Genomic DNA, 19749 nt, shown 5'->3' on the forward strand with positions numbered 1-19749 from the left:
GGCACTGCCGGAGCCTGTACCTTTATCCCACAGCGCTCTTCACGTCGGCTGTTTGAGCTTGTCGCAATCGGGCCGCCTCATGGTCGAAGATGCCGGCGACCAGACACAGCAACAGACCGAAGGCACAGATATAGCCCAGGGTGTCGACAACATCGATATCGCGGAAGGCATAGAGGGCCACCCGGTCGATCATCAGCGCACCCGCCGGCAGGGTCCACAGTCGCCGCGATTTCAGCGACAAAGCCATCGTGGCCAGCATCAGGGCGATATCGATCGGGAACAGAATTTGCTCAGGCGGCGGGAAGACCAGGCCCAGTCCAGTGGACGCCAGAGCCAGGGTGGCCGCGATCCGCAAGTCGGCATTGCCACGCCACAGGGCCCAGCCGCAGACGATCGGGTATAGGGCAAATCCCACAATCAACAGCATCGGTGCCTCCCCTGAATCCGAAGGGCGCTGCAGATTCCGTCCGCCCGCTGTGACGCGAACGGACGGACCGCACCCCCATGCCCCCCAGCCTCCACCGAAGGCGCAAAGCGCTATCGGCGGAATCTCGAATTCCGTCGTGCCGAGTCTGCTACACCCCTCCCGCCATACCCCTTTGGGTCATTGCGGCAGAGCGCGCATGTTCTGAATGCCCTGCAACAGGACCGTGACCGACGCCAGAAGCACACCGGCGATCAACGGAATGAGGATCGCGGTCAGCAGCATCAGTCCCAGCCACTGCAGGTGGCTTAGCCGACGAAGACGTTCGGCGAAGGTCTGCGGCAGCGTATCGGGCGGGCGGACCGGTAAGGGCTCCGCCTCGGATGACACTGCGGCATCGGTGGCGGGTTGGTCCATGCTCCCTGACGGGTATCCCCCTTGAGGGGGGAGGGGGGCAACCGGGGCGGACGCGCTCTCCTGAGCCGCCAGATACCGCGCGGCTTCGCGGCTGGTGGCAATGCCTAATCGCCGGCGGCCTTCTTCCATATGGGTTTTGACTGTGCTCTCGCTGATGCCGAGTAGGCGCGCGATCTCCTTGGCCTGGTGGTTTTGTGCCACCAGGCGCAGGACCTGCTTCTGACGTTCCGACAGGGTCTCGATGCCCATGTCTGTTCTCCCCGGCGCCGGGCACCACCCGGCACCGTCATTTACGCCGGGAAAGCGGTTGGGTTCAAGCGGTATGGTTGAGTTCGGTATCCGTCATGAAATTATTTTCAGATAGTTTTATTAAACTGCAAAACGGGTTATGACGGCGCCCGCATCAGCAAGGGTCAGGTTATGTCGCGCGATCGATTGCCGCCGTTGTCGGCGCTTCGGGTTTTCGAAGCGGCGGCGCGGCACGAAAGCTTCAAACAGGCGGCGGAAGAGCTGTTCGTCACGCCGGGCGCGGTGTCGCAGCAGATTCGTCTGCTGGAAGACCATGTCGGCGTCGAGCTGTTCGTGCGCGACGGCCGCCGCGTGGTGCTGTCCGATGCCGGCAAGGCGTCGGCCCAGATCCTGAAGGAAGCCTTCGAGAAGATGTTCGAGGCAACGCGTCTGATGAAGTCGGGTACCCAGAAAGGGCGGGTGACGGTTTCGGCCGCTCCCAGCTTTGCCGCCAAGTGGCTGATGCCGCGCCTCTATGAGTTTAGTGCCGCTAACGAGGACATCGATGTCTGGGTCAGCGCCGATATGGCGCCGGTCGACTTTGCCGTCAGCGATATTGACCTGGCTGTGCGCTATGGCAACGGTCACTATAATGGGCTGCATGTTGAGCATCTGCTGCCCGAAGCGGTGGTGCCTGTGTGCTCGCCCTTGCTGTTTGACGCGGCGCCGATCCGCAAGGCTGAGGACCTGGCGCATCACGTTCTGCTGCACGATGTCGGCGCCGAAGCCGATCCGTCCTGTCCCGATTGGGCGATGTGGCTGAAGGCACACGGGGTCGAGGGTGTCGACGCCAGCCGCGGTCCGCGCTTTAACCAGAGCTCCATGGTCATCGAGGCGGCGGTGGCCGGACGGGGGGTCGCCCTGGCCAAGCGCACGATTGCCGAGGCCGATCTGCAGGCCGGCCGGTTGAAGGTGTTGTTCGACGAAAAGGACAAGCCGCTGGACTATGGCTACTGGCTGGTCTGGCCGCAGACGCGCGAGCCCACGCCGGCGCAGGTCCGGTTCATGGACTGGCTGCGTGGTCAGGCGAAGGCCAGCAGCGATGCTGCGCCCAAGCGCGCCGACGAACGGCCGGTCTTCGCCGCGCAGGATATTTGAGAAATTACGACAGGTCGTACCACGGCGGGGTCGGCAGACCCTTTTCCTTGAGGAAAGCCGGGTTGAAGATCTTCGACGCGTAGCGGTTGCCGTAGTCGCACAGCACGGTGACGATCGTCTTGCCGGGACCCAGGTCCTTCGCCATCTTCATGGCGCCTACAACGTTCAGCGCCGCCGAGGTCCCCAGACATAGGCCTTCGGTCTGGATCATGTCGTAGAGTACGGGCAGCCACTCGTCGTCCGCCACCTGATAGGACCGGTCGATGGTGATGCCATCCAAGTTGGCCGTGATGCGGCCCTGGCCGATGCCTTCGGTAATCGAGGATCCCTCTGACTTCAGTTCGCCGGTGGTGTAATAGCTGTAGAGCGCCGCACCGTATGGATCGGCCAGACCGATCTGGATGTCCGGGTTCTGCGACTTGAAATAGAGACTCAAGCCACCCAGCGTCCCGCCGGAACCGACCGCACAGATAAAGCCGTCCAGCTTGCCACCCGGTGTGTCCAGGATTTGGGCGAGGATTTCCGGGCCGGTGCCGTCGATATGGGCCTGGCGGTTGGCGACGTTATCGAACTGGTTGGCCCATACCACGGTAGAAGAACTGGCAGCCCCCAGCTCCTGGGCCAGGGTGCCGGAATAGCGGACATAGTTGTTCGGATTGGCATAGGGGACCGCGTCGACCTCGATCAGTTGCGCGCCCAGTTGCCGGATGGCGTCCTTTTTTTCCTGGGCCTGGGTGCGCGGAATGACGATGACGCATTTGTAGCCCAGTGCGTTGGCGACCATGGCCAGGCCGATGCCGGTATTGCCGGCCGTGCCTTCAACAATGGTGCCGCCGGGCTTCAAGGTGCCCTTCTTTTCGTGGTCGCGGATAATCCACAAGGCGGCGCGATCCTTGATCGACTGGCCGGGATTGAGAAACTCCGCCTTGCCATAGATGTCGCAGCCCGTGGCCTCGGAGGCCGCCTTCAGGCGGATCAGCGGGGTATTGCCGATCAGGTCGACGACGGAAGAAACGGTCTTGGCCATGGCGGGGGCTCCGATAAGGGTGGCGCTTGCTATCAAATCTCACGCCGCAACCCAAGCGATGGATTCTAATCGCGCGATTTAGCCCGTCTGCGGGAGGTTTAACCCTATCGCCTTTTTATTTGTCTCTGGCATAAGGTGACATGGTTTTAAGGAGAGCATGCAATGGCATTTGCAGGTTTCATCGCCATTCTGGCCGCCTTGCTCTGGCTTGGCTTTATCTATGTCGTCATGCGGGCGCGCGTTTCGGGTAACGGCCTGCGCGAAGAGGCACGCGCGATCGTGTTCGACGCCTTTTTTGGTTTCCTCACCTCGCGCCTGGGCGGCCAGATCGCGCGCAGCCTGACGGCGCAAAAGGCCTGAATTCAGTTGTCATTCGCCGTGCAGGTCCGTAAGAGCGGTTTTTTCGCCGCTCTTCAGGATTCGCGATGGCCGTCTTTACGCCTGTTTCCGATGACGATGCCCGGGCCTATCTGCGCGCCTATGACATCGGCGAGCTCATCCACCTCGAAGGCATTGAGGAAGGCGTTTCTAACACCAATTTCAAGGTCGAGACCACGACCGGTCTGTACGCCCTGACGCTGTTCGAAGCGGCGACGCCGTGGGACGATCTGCCGTGGTTCATGGACTATACCCTCTATCTCGACCGCAAGGGCTATCCGGCACCGGGGCCTGCGCTGAAGCGTGACGGCTCCAGCCTGGGGGAAATCAACGGCAAGCCATGCGCCCTGATCCGGTGGCTGCCCGGTCGGTGGCCGCGCAATCCGGATGTCCGCCACGCTGCGTCGGCAGGGGAATACCTGGCGCGGCTGCATATCGATGGCGGGGATTTTCCGCAGATTCGCGGCAACAGCATGGGCATCGACATGTGGCCGCATCTGATTTCGCGCTGTGATCCGGCCGCACAAGGTTCGCCGCGCGCCCAGGCGATCCTGGAAGATTTCCGCGGCGAACTGACCTGGCTGGAACAGCACTGGCCGGCGGACCTGCCCAGGGGCGCCATCCACGCCGACTACTTCACTGACAATGTGCTGATGAACGAGGACGGTCAGGTGACCGGCGTTATCGACTACTATTACGCCTGCACAGACTTCTATGCCTATGATCTGGCGGTGGCTCTGAACGCGTGGGGCTTCACGCCGGGTGGCCAGCCTCTCCCGCACATGATCCACGCCTTTGCCAACGCCTATAACGACCTGCGGCCTCTGTCGCCGGCGGAGGTCGACGCCCTGCCGCTGTTGGCGCGTGGTTCGGCGATGCGCTTTACCCTGACGCGGCTGTATGATCTGCTGAACCACGACCCGTCCTGGGTGGTGAAGCCCAAGGACCCGGAAGCCTTTTACCGGCGGCTGGACTATCACCGCGCCGTTTCCAGCGGTTCGGACTACTTTTGACGCAATCCGGTGGCAGTATGCCGCCATGATCGATCGTCGCACATGTTTCCTGGGTGGACTGGCGTTGTTGCCCGGTGTGGCGCGGGCTGAAACGGTCACCGTGTTGCCGATCGCGCTGGCGGCTATCGGCACGCCCACCCTGTCCCTGACCCTGGGCCAGCATGGGCCTTTTCGTTTCATGATCGATACCGGCGCGTCGCTCAGCGGCATGCATGACGCCCTGGCCCAACAGGCCGGTCTGCGCCGCACGGGCGAGGTCGGTGTCAGCGCCTACGGTGGCCAGTCCATGGTCAGCGTCTATCTGGCCGAGGACGTGCTGTTCGCCGGCTTGCATCGGCAAGACAAGCTGATCGTGACCGGCTACACCCAACTGCCGTTGAAGGACGCCGATGGCCTGCTGGGCGCCGGATTTGTGACACGACGGCCTTCGGTCATCGATTTCGAACGGCGGCAGGTGCGCCTCCATGAGACCCTGCCCGACATCAAAGGGTTTCATCGTCTCGATACCCAGGCTGTGGCCGGGCCGGCCGGTGTCGAACAGCGGGTCCTGGTCCGGGTGATGCTGGACGGGCGGCCCTTTAACCTGATGGTCGATACGGGCTCAGCGTCGGAAATCACTCTTTACAGCCACGTCGTACGGCAACAGAAGCTATCGAGCCGCTATCCGTTTCTGGCGGACGGCGTGCGCCGTGGCCTGACGGGCCAAAGGGTCCAGCAACGGATGGTCCGGATGGAGGGCCTCGAACTGGGCCCATACGGCATGGCCGACACGCCGGTGACCCTAACGCATCCGGACGCCGGTCCGTCGGATACCAGCTATGACGGGCTGATCGGAATTCGCACCTTGCGGCAGTTCACCCTGGCCTTTACCGGCGGTCACGGTTTGGCCGTGAAAGCGGCGCCGGGTTTCCAGCCGCGCAAGGTCGATTCCTGGGTGCAGGCGGTCCCGAAGCTTACGCGGTAAAGGCCGTGACGGCCTTCAGCGCTTCGGCCTGGTCGTTGGGGATGGCGGTGATGGTTTCCTTCATCCCCTGCAGCCGCGCGATCGCGTCGGGCACATCGGGCTGGAAGCCCAGGGCACCGGCGACGAAGTCCGGGAACTTGGCCGGGTGGGCGGTGGCCAGTGCAATGTGAGGCCCCGAGCCCTTGCGCTTGAGCGCTGCGGCGACCCCCACGGCGGTGTGCGGGCAAATCACCTTGTTCCAGGTCTTCCAGGCATGCTGGATGGTGGCGGAGGTTTCGGCCTCCGAGATCGTGCTGGCGGTGACTTCCTTCAGGCAGGCCGACTGAAGCTCGCCGGATAGACGTACCTCGCCGCGGGCGGCGAAGGTTTCAAAGAAGCCGCGTGTGCCGGCCGCCGAGCGGCCCGAGGCTTCGAAGATCAGCCGTTCGAAGTTGGATGGCGCCTGGACGTCCATGCTGACCGAGGCTGACTCGACAGCTTGACGGCGGATATATTTGCCGTCGTTTAGCGCCTGGCTCAGGGCGTCGTTGCGGTTCACGGCGGCGTGCAGATGACCAATATTGCCACCGATCTTGCGCCCGGCCCAGCCGGCGAAGGCGTCGCCGAAATTGCCGGTCGGCACGACGAAGTTCGGCCGGTCGGCCCCTGACGCTGCGCTGGCGGCGAGATAATAGGGCACCTGGCCCAGCAGGCGGCCCCAGTTGATGGAGTTCACGCTGGAGATCAGGCCGCGCGCCTTGAGGCTCTCGTCGCCCAGCAAGGTCTTCACGATGCGCTGGCAGTCGTCGAAGTCGCCTTCGACGCCGATATTGAGGACATTGTCGGCCTCGACCGTGGTCATCTGCAGGCGTTGCACCGGTGAAACGCGGCCGAGCGGATGGAAAACGACCAGACGGACGCGGGTCGAGCCGGCAAAGGCGCGCACGGCGGCGGCACCGGTATCGCCCGAGGTGGCGGTGACCAGGGTCAGGTGTTCTCCGGTCTGGGCCAGGGCGGCGTCGGTCAGCGCCGCTATCATCTGCATGGCCATGTCTTTGAAAGCCAGGGTAGGGCCGTGATACAGTTCCAGCAGCCAGAGATTGTCCTCCAGCTGGGTCAACGGGGTCTGGCCATCGCGCAGGAAGGCGGCGCTGGTGCGCTCAGCCGCTGTTCGGACAGCGGCAGCACCCAAAACATCGACGCCGAACAGGTTCAGCAGCTTTTCGGTCAGGTCGGCATAGGGGCCGGCGGCCGCGGCATTCAGGTCGAAATCGGGCACCGGGTAGACGGCCGGCACGTACAATCCGCCATCGGGGGCCAGACCGTCCAGCAGAGCGCCGGCAAAGGTCTTGGGACCGGTGAATCCGCGCGTACCTATATAGTTCATTTTGTTACCAAATTTCCTTGGCGGAGTTACAACTTGCGGCCTGTTGCGCTTGTGCTACAAGCCGCCCCCGATCACTCCGCTTTACGCATGTAGAGCTTTGGGGCGGCCTAACATTTTCAGGCAGGCGAGAAAAGAGCCTTCATGTCAGCGAACGCCACTATTCCCGTTTTGCCCGATATATTGGCGCAGGCCCGGCGCATCACCATCAAGGTGGGGTCGTCCCTGGTCATCGACGCGACCTCAGGCGAGTCCAATGCCGCCTGGATGGCCGGGCTGGCGGCCGATATCGCCGTGCTGACAGCCGAGGGCCGGTCGGTCATGCTGGTGTCGTCGGGCGCCGTCGCCCTGGGCCGGCGTTATCTGGGTTTGACGCGGGCCAAGCTGAAGCTGGATGAGAAACAGGCGGCTGCGGCGGCGGGTCAGCCGCGCCTGATGAGCGCCTGGGAAGTGGCCTTCGCGGCGGTCGGATTGAAGACGGCCCAGGTCCTGCTGACGCGGGAAGATACCGAAAAGCGCCGACGCTGGCTGAACGCGCGCGCCACCGTCGATACATTGTTCGATCTGGGTTGCGTACCGATCGTCAATGAGAACGACACGGTGGTGACCGAAGAGATCCGTTATGGCGACAATGACCGGCTGGCGGCGCGGGCGGCGCAGTTGATGCGCGCTGAGGCCCTGGTGCTGCTGTCGGATATCGACGGGCTGTACACGGCCGATCCGCGCAAGGATCCGGACGCTGAACATATCGCCATGGTCGACAAGCTGGACGCGCGCATCGAGGCCATGGCCGGCGGCGCCAACCTACAGGCCGGGGTCGGTACCGGCGGCATGGCCACAAAGATTGCCGCCGCCAAGATCGCGGGTTCCGCGGGTTGTGCGACCCTGATTGCCCTGGGTTCGGGGATCCGTCCGCTGTCGGGTCTGGCCGGGCCGATGGGGGCGCGGTTTACCCTGATCAAGCCGCAGGCCTCGCTGTCGGCGGCCTATAAGGCTTGGATCGCCGGGACCGTCGTGCCGGCCGGCAAGCTCATGCTGGACGAAGGCGCGGTGCGGGCACTGCATAATGGAAAATCCTTGCTTCCGTCCGGGATTGTCGAGATTATCGGCGCCTTCGACAAGGGCGATACGGTGTCGATTACGTCACCGGCCGGCGTCGAGGTCGCACGCGGAATTGTCAGTTACGGCGCCGACGAGATCCGCCAAATTCGCGGCCGGACCAGTCGCGACATCGAGACGATACTGGGCTATACGAGTGGAGACGAGGTCATCCATCGCGACGATATGGTCCTGGTCTGACAGAGGGAAGTGACATGACCACAGAAACTGGACCGTTTATCGAGCTTCTGCGTCCGCACATGGACGAGCCGGCCCAGAGCTACTATTTCGACCTGCTGGAACAGGCATCGGTCTATCTGGAATATGGCAGCGGCGGCAGCACGGTCTGCGCTGCCCACAGCGAGAACATCTCGACCGTCATTTCGGTGGAAAGCGATCCGCAATGGATCGGGCATGTCCGGCATAATCTGGGCGAGGTCGCGCACAAGGTTCATCTCGAACATGCCGATGTCGGCCCGGTGGTCGACTGGGGCCGGCCGCGCGATCGCGGCGGGATCGACACCTATCACAACTACGCCACCCAGCCGTGGGAGATCGCCTGGCGCCTGGGCGTGATGCCCGACCTGATCATGGTGGACGGCCGTTTCCGCGTTGCCTGCTTCCTGTACAGTCTGGTCTGCGCGCCCGAAGGGGCGACCCTGATTCTGGACGACTATGTCGGCCGTGACCATTACAAGGTGGTCGAGGATTTCTGCCCGCTGTTTGAGATGTCAGGACGGATGGCGGTCTTCAAGGTGACCAAGACCTACGAACTGCCACAACTGATGAAGCAGTTCGCCCGACATTCGATACTGGCGGATTGAGGCGCAACCGGAAGATTTCTGATGAAACCGTCGCGTTTTCTCGCGTTTGCGGTATAAGGCGGGCGAGATAAGGAACTTCCGATGGCCGACCAGTCCCGCACCCAGACCCTCAATGACCTGATGTTCGCCATGGCCGACAAGGCCAAGCAAGGCGCCGAGGCCCTGCGTCTGGCCGGGCCAGAGGTGCGCACACAGGCCATCCTGGAATCGGCCAAGGCCATCCGCGCCCGTGAGGCCGAGATCCTCGCCGCCAACCAGGCTGACCAGGCCGCCGCGCGCGACAAGGGCCTGACCGACGCCATGATCGAGCGGTTGATCCTCAATCCCGCCCGTGTCGAAGCTATGGCCAAGGGGCTTGAGGAAGTGGCGGCCCTGCCCGATCCGGTCGGCCGTGAACTGGCGCGGTGGAGCCGGCCTAACGGGCTGGATATCGCCCGCGTCTCGACCCCGATCGGCGTCATCGCCATCATCTATGAGTCGCGGCCCAATGTGACGGCCGATGCGGCCGCCCTGTGCATTCGTTCGTCGAATGCCGCCATCCTGCGGACGGGTTCGGAAGCGTTGAATTCGGCCCTGGCCATCTATGCCGCTTTCGAAGACGGTTTCCGCGCCGCCGGGTTACCGGATTCGTGCGTGCAACTGGTGCCGACGTCGGATCGTGACGCCGTCGGCCTGATCCTGGGCGGTTTGGGCGGTGCCATCAACCTGATCATTCCGCGTGGCGGCAAGTCGCTGGTCGCCCGCGTCCAGGCCGAGGCGCGTGCGCCGGTTCTGGCGCACCTGGAAGGGCTGAACCATACCTATGTCCACGCCTCCGCCGATCCCGAAAAGGCCGTGGCGGTGACGGTCAATGCCAAGATGCGCCGCGTATCGGTGTGTGGTGCGACCGAGACCTTGCTGATTGATCGCGCTGTCGCCAATGACCTGCTGCCGAAGATCGCCGAAGCCCTGGTGGCCAAGGGCTGCGAATTGCGCGGCGACGAGGCGGCGCAGGCCATCTTCGCCATGACCGCGGCGACCGAGGACGACTGGAAGACCGAATATCTGCTGCCGATCCTGGCGGTAAAGGTGGTCGACGGGCTGGACGACGCCATTGCGCACATCAAGACCTATGGTTCAGGGCATACCGAAGCGATCATCACCGAAGATGCCAAGGCCGCCGAAACCTTTCTGAACGAGGTCGATTCGGCCATCGTCATCTGGAACGCGTCGACGCAATATGCCGACGGCGGTGAGTTCGGTTTGGGGGCGGAAATCGGTATTTCGACCGACCGGCTGCATGCGCGCGGTCCGGTGGGTGCCGAGCAACTCACAACGTTTAAGTACGTGGTTCGCGGCGAGGGTCAAACACGGCCTTAGTCGCTTTTCAGGCGAGTTGTCACGCGACTGTCGTGAAATCCGTTTAAGAGCGCCGTTCTTTCAGCTTATACAGGTCCTTAAGGGATCTCAGGTGTACTCGGCGTATGGACAAGCGCAAATCGGTTTGGAACGTGGTGCCGGCAGGCGGTGTGATCGGTATGGTCGCCCTGGTCGGCATTGCCATGGTGCCGGTGTTGCGGCCGTTCCTGATCTATGCCGCCCTGCTTGTCGTCGCCTACACCATGTACAAATACCTGGTGATCATCGGCGAGGCCGAGGGGCGCATCAAGGCGCTGAAGCTTCCCGAAAAGCAGATCAAGGTCCAGCCGCAAGGACCCAGCTTCCAGGAAGTGTTACGCGCCATCCCCGATCCGGTTATGATTGTCGCGGGCATCGAGCCCGATGACATCGCCGGCCGCTGGATCGTTTTCGCCAATACCGCTGCGCAAGGGCTATTCCGCATGGACGGGGAGGGCGGGCTGCTGGTCAGCACCATCCGCAATCCCGAAGTGCTCGAATGCGTCGATGAAGCCCTGTTCGGCGGGATTTCGACCTCGACCTTTTACGACCTGGCCGGTGGCGCCCGTGACCAGATCTGGCGTGCCTATGCCAGTCCCTTGCCTGTCACCGGTCCCCAGCGTCTGGCCTTGCTGACTCTGCGTGACGAAACCGATGCCCGCCGTATGGAGCGCATGCGTGCCGACTTTCTGGCCAATGCCTCGCATGAGCTGCGCACGCCGCTGGCTTCGCTGGCCGGCTTTATCGAGACCCTGCGCGGGCCGGCGAAGGACGACGAAAAAGCACGCGAAAAGTTCCTCGACATCATGGCCACCCAGGCCGAGCGCATGCGCCGGCTGATCCAGGACCTGCTGTCGCTGTCGCGCATCGAGCTGAACGAGCACGTGCCGCCGTCGGGCGAAGCCGACCTGACCCTGGCGGCACGCGACGTCGTCGATTCGGTGTCGTTGATGGCGCGCGACAAGGGCGTCAGCCTGATTATCCGGGCGCCGAAGCCGGGGCTCTATCCCATTCTCGGCGACCGTGACCAGATCTTGCAGGTGGTGCAGAACCTGGTCGACAATGCGCTGAAATATGCCGTGCGTGGGTCGGAGGTCACGGTTGATATCCGCTACGACCTGAGCCTGGAACAGGCCGTGGCCGGCAGCAATTCCGGCGCGGCGCGTCTGGTCCTGCTGCGGCCTGACCGCAATGTCCACGACTTCTACGCCCAGGTGACGGTACGCGATGCCGGGCCGGGCATCCGGCGCGAATTCCTACCACGCCTGGCGGAACGCTTTTACCGCGTCGAAGGCCAGAAGAGCGGCGACAAGCTGGGCACGGGCCTGGGTCTGGCGATCGTCAAACACATCATCAATCGCCACCGCGGCGGGCTGGTAGTCGAAAGCCAGAGCTCCGTGACATCGGATGCGGCCGACGTTCTGGAACGGACGCCGAACGAGAAGGTGGCCACCTTGCCGGCGGCGACTCCGGTGACCTTTACGGCCTTCAGCGCCTGTTTCCCGCAGGCCCGCGCCTATGGCCTGGGGGCAGATACGCCGCGTCTGGTCATTTCCGACGGCGTATCACGCGACCTGAAAGACGCAGTTTAGTCTGCAATCCCAAGGATTTGACCGTTAACCACGGATTATGACGCACCCGCGTCATCACATAATAAAACCGTCACAAAATTCCCCTAAAGGCCCTATAATTCTTGGTTACACTTCAGGTTTAGGCTGGCGAATCACTCGCGGGGCATAACCGTCCGAATGGAACCAGGAAAAGGATTTTCAGGTGGCACAGTTCAAGATGGGCGCACACATCGTCAAAACCTACCAGGAGGAGCTGGATCAGCTCAGCGCCGAGGTGGTGTTGATGGGCGGTCTGGCCGAGGCCCAGGTGGCTGACGCCGTCGAAGCCGTCGCCCGCCGCGATGTTGGCCTGGCCCAGAGCGTGGTCCAGCGCGACCATAAGCTGGACGAGCTGGAAAAAGACGTCGAGCGCAAATGCATCCGCCTGATCGCCCTGCGTCAGCCCATGGCAGACGATCTGCGCAAGACCGTAGCCGCCATGAAGCTGGCGACTTCGCTGGAGCGTACCGGGGATCTCGCCAAGAACATCGCGAAGCGCGCCATGGTTATTGCCGAGGCCGAACCGATGACGCCGCTGACCCGCTCGATCGAGCGGATGGGCAAGCTGGTATCGTCGCGCTTGCGCGACGTGCTGGACGCCTACAAGGCGGGCAAGCTCGACCTGGCTCAGAACGTCTGGGCGTCCGACACCGAGGTCGACGAGCATTACAATTCGCTGTTTCGGGAACTGCTGACCTACATGATGGGTGATCCGCGCACCATATCGGCCTGTACCCACCTCTTGTTCATGGCCAAGAACCTGGAACGGATCGGCGACCACGCCACCAACATGGCCGAACACATCCATTATGAACTGACGGGCGAAGACTATGTCGAAGACCGCCCCAAAGGTAACACCTTAAATTCCATAGAGTGACCATGCGCCCCTATATCATCATCGCCGAAGACGAGGACGCTCTGTCGACGCTCCTCCACTACAACCTCGAAAAAGAAGGCTATGAAACCGCGATGGCGGCGGATGGCGACGAGGCGTTGATGATGATCAAGGAGCGCCAGCCGGATCTGCTGGTCTGCGACTGGATGATGCCCAAGGTATCGGGGATAGAGGTCTGCCGCCGGCTGCGTTCTGCCTCGCCGACGCGTAACCTGCCGATTGTCATGCTGACCGCGCGGTCGGAAGAAAGCGACCGCATCCGCGGGCTGGATACCGGCGCTGATGACTATGTCGTCAAGCCGTTTTCGATGGTTGAATTCCTGGCCCGCATCCGCGCCGTTCTGCGCCGCATCCGGCCGGGCCTGAGCGACGACAAGGTCGAGTTCGGCGAGATCAGTGTCGACCGTCTGTCGCACCGGGTGCAGCGCTGCGGCCGCGACATCCACCTCGGGCCGACGGAATACAAGCTGCTGGATCATTTCATGCAGTACCCCAAGCGGGTATTCTCGCGTGAGCAACTGCTGGACGCCGTATGGGGCAACGACGTCTATGTCGAAGCCCGCACCGTCGACGTCCATATCGGCCGCCTGCGCAAGGCGCTGAACAAGGGCGACGAGTACGATCCGATCCGCACGGTGCGTTCGGCGGGGTACTCGCTGGATCTGCAAGGTTGATTTGACGTGAGGTCTGGCGGTGGTAGATTTCACTGCCATGAAACACGCCCTTCTGCTTCTCGCCTTTATCGCCGCGCCGGCTATTGCGGGCCCGCCGTTGAACTTTTCCGTCGAAGTGACGAAGGACCATGCCCCCAAGGTCGTGACCGTTATGGAGCGTCAGTTCGATCTCGGCCAGGGTTCCGGCTGGCATATCCATCACGGCACTGAGATGGTCTATATCGCCGAAGGTGAGATCGAGTTGCGCGTCGGCACTGAGGCGCCACGGGTCCTGCGGGCCGGCGACAGCGTGCAGATTCCCCGCGAAATGCCGCATACGGCAACCAATATCGGCCAGGTCCCGGTGAAGCTGATTATCACCTATGTGACGGATTCAGGCTCGGATCTGCGCACGCCTGTGGATGCTCCGGCGGCGAACTGAATTTTCATAAGCTGCTGTATATTTCCCTCTCCCCACCTGAGGGGAGAGGACGAGAGCGGAACGAAGTGAACGCGATCGGATAAGGGGTTGAGGATGTTCGGCGTCTACAGTTTCAGGCCGAACCAACCCCTCACCCCACCCTCTCCCCTCAAGTGGGTAGAGGGAGTTTTCGTACAACGCCTTCAATAAGTTAAAGTCAGTCCTTGGTCGCTGCTGTCATCGTAAGGCAGCACCAATCCTGTTACTGTTGCAACATTATCCCGGACTGTGGCTTGTAATCCTCGATCGCAGGTGTTATCTGCCCGGTCATGACCAGCTACGTCTATGAATCGTATTATATCACCGCATAGCGTCTCTCGTTGACCGAGAGGCGAGGCCTCTCACGTGTTCGTCAGAACCCCTGGCAGGTCTCTCCTCCAGGGATTTTTTGTGCCCGGTTTCCACCGGGCGACCAGAAGGATCGAACCCCATGCTGACCTCGCCGGTCTTCATCACCTCGGATAGCGAACGTGCGCAGGCTCTGCGCGCCGTCGCGGCCGCATGGGCCTTCGCAACCTGACGCTCCGAGTCCTTTCGACCCGGAGCCGCTGATACGGACTCCGGGCTTGATCTTCTATCAACCCGCCGGTCCGTCCGGCGGGTTTTTTCGTTTCGGGCCGCGCACGCCGCGCGGTCCGCACAAGTTTGGCGCGCCAATGCCATGGCCGTCGAATCCAGTCTGATCATCTGGGTTCGTCGGCGCTCTAAAAACAAAGGAAGTAAGCGTGTAATTATGAGCAAGGTACATGTGAATGTCGGTACCATCGGCCACGTCGATCACGGCAAGACGACCCTGACCTCGGCCTTGACCCAGGTCCAGGCCCTGCGCCTGGGCGGCAAGGGCCTGTCGTTCGATGAGATCGACCGTGCGCCGGAAGAAAAGGCCCGCGGCATCACCATCAACACGACCCATGTCGAGTACGAATCCGATGCCCGGCACTATGCTCACATCGACTGCCCTGGCCACGCCGATTATGTGAAGAACATGATCACCGGCGCGTCCCAGATGGATGGGGCGATCCTGCTGGTCGACGCCACCAAGGGCGCCGCCAAACAGACGATCGAACACATCCTCCTGGCCCGCCAGGTCGGCGTCCGCCACATGGTGGTGTTCGTCAACAAGCTGGATGCCCTGGCTTCGGATGAGCGCGACGACATGAAAGCGCTGATCCAGATGGAAACCGAAGCCCTGCTGGAAACGCAAGGGTACGAAGGTACGCCCTTCGTCTTCGGCAGTGCTCTCAAGGCGTTGGAAGCGGTGGCGCGTGGTGACCTCGACGATCCTGCCGTGACCGGCATTATCGACCTGGTGGCGGCGCTGGATTCTTCGATACCTGATCCGGTGCGGGACTTTGACAGCCCGTTCCTGATGCCGATCGAAGGTGTCCACACCATCGAAGGCCGCGGCACGGTTGTGTCCGGCCGGGTCGAGCGCGGCGTCATCAAGGTTGGCGACAAGGTCGAAATCGTCGGTCTCGACAATGAAGGCCGCGAAGTCGTCGTCACCGGCACCCAGGCTTTCCGCAAGGATATTCCGGAAGCCCGGGCCGGGATGAATGTCGGTCTGTTGCTGCGCGGTCTGAAGCGTGACGGTGTCGAGCGTGGGCAGGTTCTGTCGGCGCCCGGCGCCATCAAGGCCCGCACCCGCGGCAAGGCGCAGATCTTCGTCCTGACCAAGGAGGAAGGCGGCCGGCACACGCCGTTCGCCGGCGGTTACCAGCCGCAGTTCTTCTTCGGCGTGACGGACGTCACCGGCGTGATCAACATCGCCGATGACGGTGTCGTGTCGCCCGGCGATCAGGCCGAGGTCAGCTTCGACCTGCGTAAGCCTGTCGGTATTGAAAAGGGCATGCGGTTCGCTATCCGCGAGGGCGGCAAGACCGTCGGCGCGGGCCTGGTGACCGAGGTGTTGGCCTAAAGCGAAGCGCCCGGCGTTGGGTTCCAACGCCGGGCGTTTTTGACCGGAATCGCACTCTCCTGCCGTGGTAACGTGGAGTGATACCAACGGACGAAAAGGCTGACACATCGAACGTAAGAGGACCCCTCCGCCTCGACGCGCTTCGCCCTTTGGGCTCGCTTGCTCGGCACCTCCCCATTTAAAATGGGGACGAGAAGAAACTATTGAACATATTCTTTTTTCTCCTCCCCATCTCTTCGATGGGTAGGTGGCGAGCAAGCGGAGATCGAAGATCGTAGCGCGTCGAGACGGAGGGGTCCTCTTGCGGAAAGAATGTCAAAGTCAAAGTGGGTTGGTATGAGACCTTATAAACCGCCACTTAAAAGGCATTCCGATTTAGCCCGTGTAGGGAGGTTTTGGCGTCGCCAGCCATTCTTCAAAGAATGCTTTTTGCGGTTCGACATAAGCCGGAATTATATCGGCACCCTCCGAAAATATCTCGACAAGGTCGCTAATTCTGGCATGCTCACCTAAAACCATTTTATAAGCCTTTAGCCCTCCACCCATATCTCTTGCCATAGCTGACGGGTAGACATTGAGGCTTGCCCCATAGCAGAACGGAATGAGGCCCTCTTTCGCCAATTCCATTCGTACGCGACAAAACGCCTCGAAAAAATCAGTGGCACCAGCTTCGACCCGCCGACCGCGAAAATTGCATTCTACGCGGCAATCGTTACCAACTTCGGTTAGCACAAATTGCGCTTGTTCCTCATCAGCGCCGCCTATCAGGTACAGAGTATAGACGTCGTCCATTATTCCCCCAGTGCGCCGAATTAAAGCCCCACAAAAAACGTCTTCGAGCAGTACTCGCACGTGATGTGCACCTTGCCGTCGGGTTCCAGCATTTCGTTCTGCTCTTCCGGCGTAAAGGACTGAACCAGACCCTCGACGCGCTCTTGCGAACAGCGGCACTGCTTGTGGACCTGCTTCAAGGCGCTCAGCCGCACGCCGTCCTCGTGGAACAGACGATACAGCAACCGGTCGGCCGTCACATCGAAATCGGTGAGTTCCTCCTCGCCCAGGGTCTCGAACAGGGCGCGGATATGCTGGAACGACTCTTTCGTTTCGCCGCGGGTTTCATCGCCGGCAATCGCCTGGATCATGGCGCCGGCCGCACGCCAGCTTCGGCCGTTAATCCCAGTCAGTTCGGTGACGGCCAGCTTAATATGGGTCGGTACCTGTTCCGACTGGGCGAAATAGTGTTCGGCACACAGGGACAGACTCTCACCCTCGATCGGGGTGATGCCCTGGTAGCGATCGGCATGGTCTTCCGGGTCGAGCGTCATGATGAAGGTGCCCTTGCCCAGCAGGGTCTCTGCCCCCAAGCTCTGGAAGCTGCCTTCGTTTTCCTGGATCAGCGCGTCCAGCTCTTCCGGATCATAGCGGCAGAAGCCGCGCAGGCCGCCTTTGGTGTCGTAATCGGCGACAACATAACGCACGGCGCCGGAGCCTTGCGCCTGAAGGATCAGGCGGCCCTCGAACTTCAGTGAAGCGCCGACCAGGGTCGCCAGCACGCAGGCCTCGCCCAGCAGGTTGGCAATGACCGGCGGGTAGTCGTGGCTTTTTAGGATCTGGTCGATGGTATCGCCCAGCCGCACAAGACGCCCGTGAACCGGGTGCGTTTCGATCACGAAACGGGCGGAATAGTCAGAGGTCGGTTCCGAGGTGTCAGGCATGAACGCAGAGAGTTTTTGTTGCACGTTAAACGACTTTGTCAGGGTCGCCGTCAGATTTAAAGACAATATGCCGCCTTCGCCAATAAGAAATGACGAATACGCCGATAATAGCGTTGTCTGGAGGACATATTTATCTTATCTGCGGCGCAATTGTTGCGGGCAGGGCGACGAAACTTACGCCGCCTTCGCCCCCATATGGGCGCGTACATCATGAATGCAAGCTTCACCCCGCCGAACCTCGCCACCCTGATTCTGGACTTCGACTCGACCTTTACCTGCGTCGAAGCCCTGGATATCCTGGCCGAACAGCTGGCCAAGGCCGATCCGTCACGCACGGACCTGGCCCTGATCAAGCCGCTGACCGATCAGGCCATGTCGGGTGAGATCGGCTTTTCCGAAGCCCTGCAGCGCCGCATCCAGATCCTGAAACCGACCCGCGACGATATCGCCGCCTTGGCGCAGAGCCTGAAAAGCCAGGTTTCGGCCTCGATCACACGCAACAAGGCGGTGTTCCTGGAACACCCTGGCAAGTTCCGCATCATCTCCGGCGGTTTCCACGACTTCATCGACCCGGTCGTCGGTGATTATGGCATCCATCCGGAATATGTCCTGGCCAACCGGCTGATCTGGGATGAAAACGGCGTCGCGATCGGTGTCGACCTGACCAATCCGTTGTCGCAGGATGGCGGCAAGATTGTCGCCGTCAACAATCTGGGCCTGCCGGGCACGATCGTCATGATCGGCGACGGCTGGACCGATTACGAGGTCTATAAGGGCGGCGCCGCCGAGCGCTTCTATGCTTTTGTCGAAAACGTCGCCCGTCCCAAGGTGGTCGAGGCCGCGCAAGGCTGTGAGTCGACCCCAGTCGCCCGGTCCTTCGACGAGGTCCTGCACGCCGAAGGCTATCAGGGCCGCTATTCCTTCCCGCGCTCGAAGCTGAAGGTGCTGCTGCTGGAAAACGTCCACCCCGAAGCAGCGCGGCTGTTCCGCGAGGAAGGCTATGACGTGTCGACGGTCAAGGGCGCTTTGGACGAAGATGACCTGATCCAGGCGATCCAGGGCGTTCACATCCTGGGTCTGCGCTCCAAGACCAATGTGACGGCGAAGGTGCTGGAACATGCTGACAAGCTGCTGGCCGTCGGCGCCTTCTGCATCGGCACCAACCAGATCGATCTGAAGGCCTGCTCGCAAAAGGGCATCGCCGTCTTTAACGCGCCCTATTCCAACACCCGTTCGGTGGTGGAGATGGTGCTGGGCCTGCTGGTCGTCCTGACGCGCGACATCCCGGACAAGTCGGCGGCCATGCACCAGGGTGTGTGGAACAAGTCGGCGACCGGTTCGCACGAGGTCCGCGGCAAGACTCTTGGCATTATCGGCTACGGCGCCATCGGCTCGCAGCTCAGCATCCTGGCGGAAGCCTTCGGCATGCGGGTCATCTATTTCGACCTGGCGGAAAAGCTGTCGCTGGGCAACGCCAAGCGCTACCGTTCGTTCGACGCCCTGCTGGCCGAGGCCGACGTCATCTCGCTGCACGTCGACGGCCGCCACGAGAACAAGAACCTGATCGGCGCGGCGCAGTTCGCCCGCATGAAGGACGGGGTGATCTTTGTGAACCTCTCGCGCGGTCACATTGTCGATATCGAGGCCCTGGCGGACGCGATGAGATCGGGCAAGGTCTATGGCGCAGCTATCGACGTCTTCCCGGAAGAGCCGCGCACCAATGACGATCCGTTTGAATCGCCTTTGATGGGGCTGAAGAACCTGGTGCTTACGCCGCATATCGGTGGTTCGACGGAGGAGGCCCAGGAGGCGATCGCCGAATTCGCTTCGGAGCGGTTGCTGAACTTCCTGAACCGTGGCGACACCACCTTCTCGGTCAACATGCCGCACGTTCAGTTGTCAGACGTCGAGGGCCGGCATCGCTTCCTGCACCTGCATCAGAACGTGCCGGGCGTGCTGGCGGCGATTAACGCGGTCATGGCCAAGTATAATCTGAACGTCGTGGCCCAGCATCTGAAGACGACCGAGTCATTGGGTTACGTGATCGTCGATGTCGACAATGGCTATCCCAAGGAAGCCCTGGAAGAGCTGAAGCAGGTTCACGGAACCCTGAAATTCCGCTCGCTGACGTAGGGTGATGAATTATCTCTGTCCACCTTCGGGACTATTGGATGTACCCATAGGCATGAGATTCTGAGTTCCGTTT

Annotated in this window: 19 protein-coding genes; 13 read left to right on the forward strand and 6 right to left on the reverse strand. The window is 61.8% G+C overall.

From position 1 onward, the window contains the following. Nucleotides 1–22: 22 nt before the first annotated feature. Both ABI_RS03810 and ABI_RS03815 read right to left on the reverse strand, forming a co-directional pair. Entirely contained in the window at nucleotides 23–427 is a 405-nt protein-coding gene (locus ABI_RS03810; RefSeq protein WP_006271518.1) for a hypothetical protein, read from the reverse strand. A gap of 177 nt (nucleotides 428–604) precedes the next feature. Further along, a complete protein-coding gene (locus ABI_RS03815) occupies nucleotides 605–1090 on the reverse strand; it encodes a response regulator transcription factor (protein WP_006271519.1) in 486 nt (161 codons plus the stop codon). A 171-nt stretch (nucleotides 1091–1261) separates the two neighbouring features. Between ABI_RS03815 and gcvA the strand changes: the two genes are divergently transcribed. Beyond that, complete coding sequence (gcvA, locus tag ABI_RS03820; protein ID WP_006271520.1) at nucleotides 1262–2227, forward strand: transcriptional regulator GcvA; 966 nt, start codon at nucleotides 1262–1264, stop codon at nucleotides 2225–2227. A gap of 4 nt (nucleotides 2228–2231) precedes the next feature. Here gcvA and ABI_RS03825 read toward each other — a convergent pair whose 3' ends face one another. After that, the gene (locus ABI_RS03825) at nucleotides 2232–3254 is read right to left on the reverse strand and encodes a cysteine synthase A (RefSeq protein WP_006271521.1); all 1023 of its coding nucleotides are present in this window, start codon (nucleotides 3252–3254) and stop codon (nucleotides 2232–2234) included. Nucleotides 3255–3416: 162 nt separating this feature from the next. Between ABI_RS03825 and ABI_RS03830 the strand changes: the two genes are divergently transcribed. From ABI_RS03830 to ABI_RS03840, 3 genes are all read left to right on the forward strand, one after another. Further along, on the forward strand, nucleotides 3417–3614 hold the full coding sequence (locus ABI_RS03830) for a hypothetical protein (protein ID WP_006271522.1): 198 nt from the start codon (nucleotides 3417–3419) through the stop codon (nucleotides 3612–3614). A gap of 65 nt (nucleotides 3615–3679) precedes the next feature. Next, nucleotides 3680–4645: a homoserine kinase gene (gene thrB, locus ABI_RS03835; RefSeq protein WP_006271523.1), complete on the forward strand. Its 966-nt coding sequence runs from the start codon at nucleotides 3680–3682 to the stop codon at nucleotides 4643–4645. 25 nt (nucleotides 4646–4670) lie between these two features. After that, complete coding sequence (locus ABI_RS03840) at nucleotides 4671–5609, forward strand: retroviral-like aspartic protease family protein (protein ID WP_006271524.1); 939 nt, start codon at nucleotides 4671–4673, stop codon at nucleotides 5607–5609. On the opposite strand, the gene thrC is transcribed toward ABI_RS03840, so the two are convergent. Beyond that, the gene (gene thrC, locus ABI_RS03845) at nucleotides 5599–6975 is read right to left on the reverse strand and encodes a threonine synthase (protein ID WP_006271525.1); all 1377 of its coding nucleotides are present in this window, start codon (nucleotides 6973–6975) and stop codon (nucleotides 5599–5601) included. The two genes, ABI_RS03840 and thrC, sit on opposite strands and share 11 nt — an antisense overlap. Nucleotides 6976–7116: 141 nt before the next feature. Between thrC and proB the strand changes: the two genes are divergently transcribed. The 8 genes from proB to tuf all read left to right on the forward strand — a co-directional run bounded on the left by proB (nucleotide 7117) and on the right by tuf (nucleotide 15828). Next, nucleotides 7117–8271, forward strand: a complete 1155-nt coding sequence (gene proB, locus ABI_RS03850; RefSeq protein WP_050808181.1) for a glutamate 5-kinase — start codon at nucleotides 7117–7119, stop codon at nucleotides 8269–8271. 14 nt (nucleotides 8272–8285) lie between these two features. Then, a complete protein-coding gene (locus ABI_RS03855; protein ID WP_006271527.1) occupies nucleotides 8286–8894 on the forward strand; it encodes a hypothetical protein in 609 nt (202 codons plus the stop codon). 81 nt (nucleotides 8895–8975) lie between these two features. Then, complete coding sequence (locus tag ABI_RS03860; protein WP_040308550.1) at nucleotides 8976–10253, forward strand: glutamate-5-semialdehyde dehydrogenase; 1278 nt, start codon at nucleotides 8976–8978, stop codon at nucleotides 10251–10253. A 104-nt stretch (nucleotides 10254–10357) separates the two neighbouring features. Next, nucleotides 10358–11863, forward strand: coding sequence for a sensor histidine kinase (locus tag ABI_RS03865; RefSeq protein ID WP_006271529.1), 1506 nt, complete (start codon nucleotides 10358–10360; stop codon nucleotides 11861–11863). Between the two features lie 196 nt (nucleotides 11864–12059). Continuing rightward, on the forward strand, nucleotides 12060–12758 hold the full coding sequence (phoU, locus tag ABI_RS03870) for a phosphate signaling complex protein PhoU (RefSeq protein ID WP_006271530.1): 699 nt from the start codon (nucleotides 12060–12062) through the stop codon (nucleotides 12756–12758). Nucleotides 12759–12760: 2 nt separating this feature from the next. Further along, nucleotides 12761–13450, forward strand: coding sequence for a phosphate regulon transcriptional regulator PhoB (phoB, locus tag ABI_RS03875; protein WP_006271531.1), 690 nt, complete (start codon nucleotides 12761–12763; stop codon nucleotides 13448–13450). Between the two features lie 37 nt (nucleotides 13451–13487). Then, on the forward strand, nucleotides 13488–13871 hold the full coding sequence (locus ABI_RS03880) for a cupin domain-containing protein (protein WP_050808182.1): 384 nt from the start codon (nucleotides 13488–13490) through the stop codon (nucleotides 13869–13871). Nucleotides 13872–14643: 772 nt separating this feature from the next. Further along, on the forward strand, nucleotides 14644–15828 hold the full coding sequence (gene tuf, locus ABI_RS03885) for an elongation factor Tu (protein ID WP_006271534.1): 1185 nt from the start codon (nucleotides 14644–14646) through the stop codon (nucleotides 15826–15828). A 375-nt stretch (nucleotides 15829–16203) separates the two neighbouring features. On the opposite strand, the gene ABI_RS03890 is transcribed toward tuf, so the two are convergent. Together ABI_RS03890 and ABI_RS03895 are read right to left on the reverse strand one after the other, a co-directional pair. Beyond that, complete coding sequence (locus tag ABI_RS03890) at nucleotides 16204–16620, reverse strand: hypothetical protein (RefSeq protein ID WP_040308551.1); 417 nt, start codon at nucleotides 16618–16620, stop codon at nucleotides 16204–16206. Between the two features lie 20 nt (nucleotides 16621–16640). Next, nucleotides 16641–17543: an Hsp33 family molecular chaperone gene (locus ABI_RS03895; protein WP_050808183.1), complete on the reverse strand. Its 903-nt coding sequence runs from the start codon at nucleotides 17541–17543 to the stop codon at nucleotides 16641–16643. A 210-nt stretch (nucleotides 17544–17753) separates the two neighbouring features. Between ABI_RS03895 and serA the strand changes: the two genes are divergently transcribed. After that, entirely contained in the window at nucleotides 17754–19676 is a 1923-nt protein-coding gene (serA, locus tag ABI_RS03900) for a phosphoglycerate dehydrogenase (RefSeq protein ID WP_050808252.1), read from the forward strand. The last annotated feature ends 73 nt before the right edge of the window (nucleotides 19677–19749 follow it).

The sequence above is a fragment of the Asticcacaulis biprosthecium C19 genome, from assembly GCF_000204015.1.
Taxonomy (GTDB): Bacteria; Pseudomonadota; Alphaproteobacteria; order Caulobacterales; family Caulobacteraceae; genus Asticcacaulis; species Asticcacaulis biprosthecius.

Excerpts from the sequence above, each read along its gene's own strand:
- ABI_RS03840 (WP_006271524.1), top strand. The coding sequence starts at position 4,671 with ATGATCGATCGTCGCACATGTTTCCTGGGTGGACTGGCGTTGTTGCCC.
- ABI_RS03855 (WP_006271527.1), top strand. The coding sequence starts at position 8,286 with ATGACCACAGAAACTGGACCGTTTATCGAGCTTCTGCGTCCGCACATG.
- ABI_RS03815 (WP_006271519.1), bottom strand. The coding sequence starts at position 1,090 with ATGGGCATCGAGACCCTGTCGGAACGTCAGAAGCAGGTCCTGCGCCTG.
- ABI_RS03830 (WP_006271522.1), top strand. The coding sequence starts at position 3,417 with ATGGCATTTGCAGGTTTCATCGCCATTCTGGCCGCCTTGCTCTGGCTT.
- ABI_RS03860 (WP_040308550.1), top strand. The coding sequence starts at position 8,976 with ATGGCCGACCAGTCCCGCACCCAGACCCTCAATGACCTGATGTTCGCC.
- ABI_RS03865 (WP_006271529.1), top strand. The coding sequence starts at position 10,358 with ATGGACAAGCGCAAATCGGTTTGGAACGTGGTGCCGGCAGGCGGTGTG.
- phoU (WP_006271530.1), top strand. The coding sequence starts at position 12,060 with ATGGGCGCACACATCGTCAAAACCTACCAGGAGGAGCTGGATCAGCTC.
- proB (WP_050808181.1), top strand. The coding sequence starts at position 7,117 with ATGTCAGCGAACGCCACTATTCCCGTTTTGCCCGATATATTGGCGCAG.
- gcvA (WP_006271520.1), top strand. The coding sequence starts at position 1,262 with ATGTCGCGCGATCGATTGCCGCCGTTGTCGGCGCTTCGGGTTTTCGAA.
- tuf (WP_006271534.1), top strand. The coding sequence starts at position 14,644 with ATGAGCAAGGTACATGTGAATGTCGGTACCATCGGCCACGTCGATCAC.
- serA (WP_050808252.1), top strand. The coding sequence starts at position 17,754 with ATGAATGCAAGCTTCACCCCGCCGAACCTCGCCACCCTGATTCTGGAC.
- ABI_RS03890 (WP_040308551.1), bottom strand. The coding sequence starts at position 16,620 with ATGGACGACGTCTATACTCTGTACCTGATAGGCGGCGCTGATGAGGAA.
- thrC (WP_006271525.1), bottom strand. The coding sequence starts at position 6,975 with ATGAACTATATAGGTACGCGCGGATTCACCGGTCCCAAGACCTTTGCC.
- ABI_RS03895 (WP_050808183.1), bottom strand. The coding sequence starts at position 17,543 with ATGCCTGACACCTCGGAACCGACCTCTGACTATTCCGCCCGTTTCGTG.
- ABI_RS03810 (WP_006271518.1), bottom strand. The coding sequence starts at position 427 with ATGCTGTTGATTGTGGGATTTGCCCTATACCCGATCGTCTGCGGCTGG.
- ABI_RS03880 (WP_050808182.1), top strand. The coding sequence starts at position 13,488 with ATGAAACACGCCCTTCTGCTTCTCGCCTTTATCGCCGCGCCGGCTATT.
- phoB (WP_006271531.1), top strand. The coding sequence starts at position 12,761 with ATGCGCCCCTATATCATCATCGCCGAAGACGAGGACGCTCTGTCGACG.
- ABI_RS03825 (WP_006271521.1), bottom strand. The coding sequence starts at position 3,254 with ATGGCCAAGACCGTTTCTTCCGTCGTCGACCTGATCGGCAATACCCCG.
- thrB (WP_006271523.1), top strand. The coding sequence starts at position 3,680 with ATGGCCGTCTTTACGCCTGTTTCCGATGACGATGCCCGGGCCTATCTG.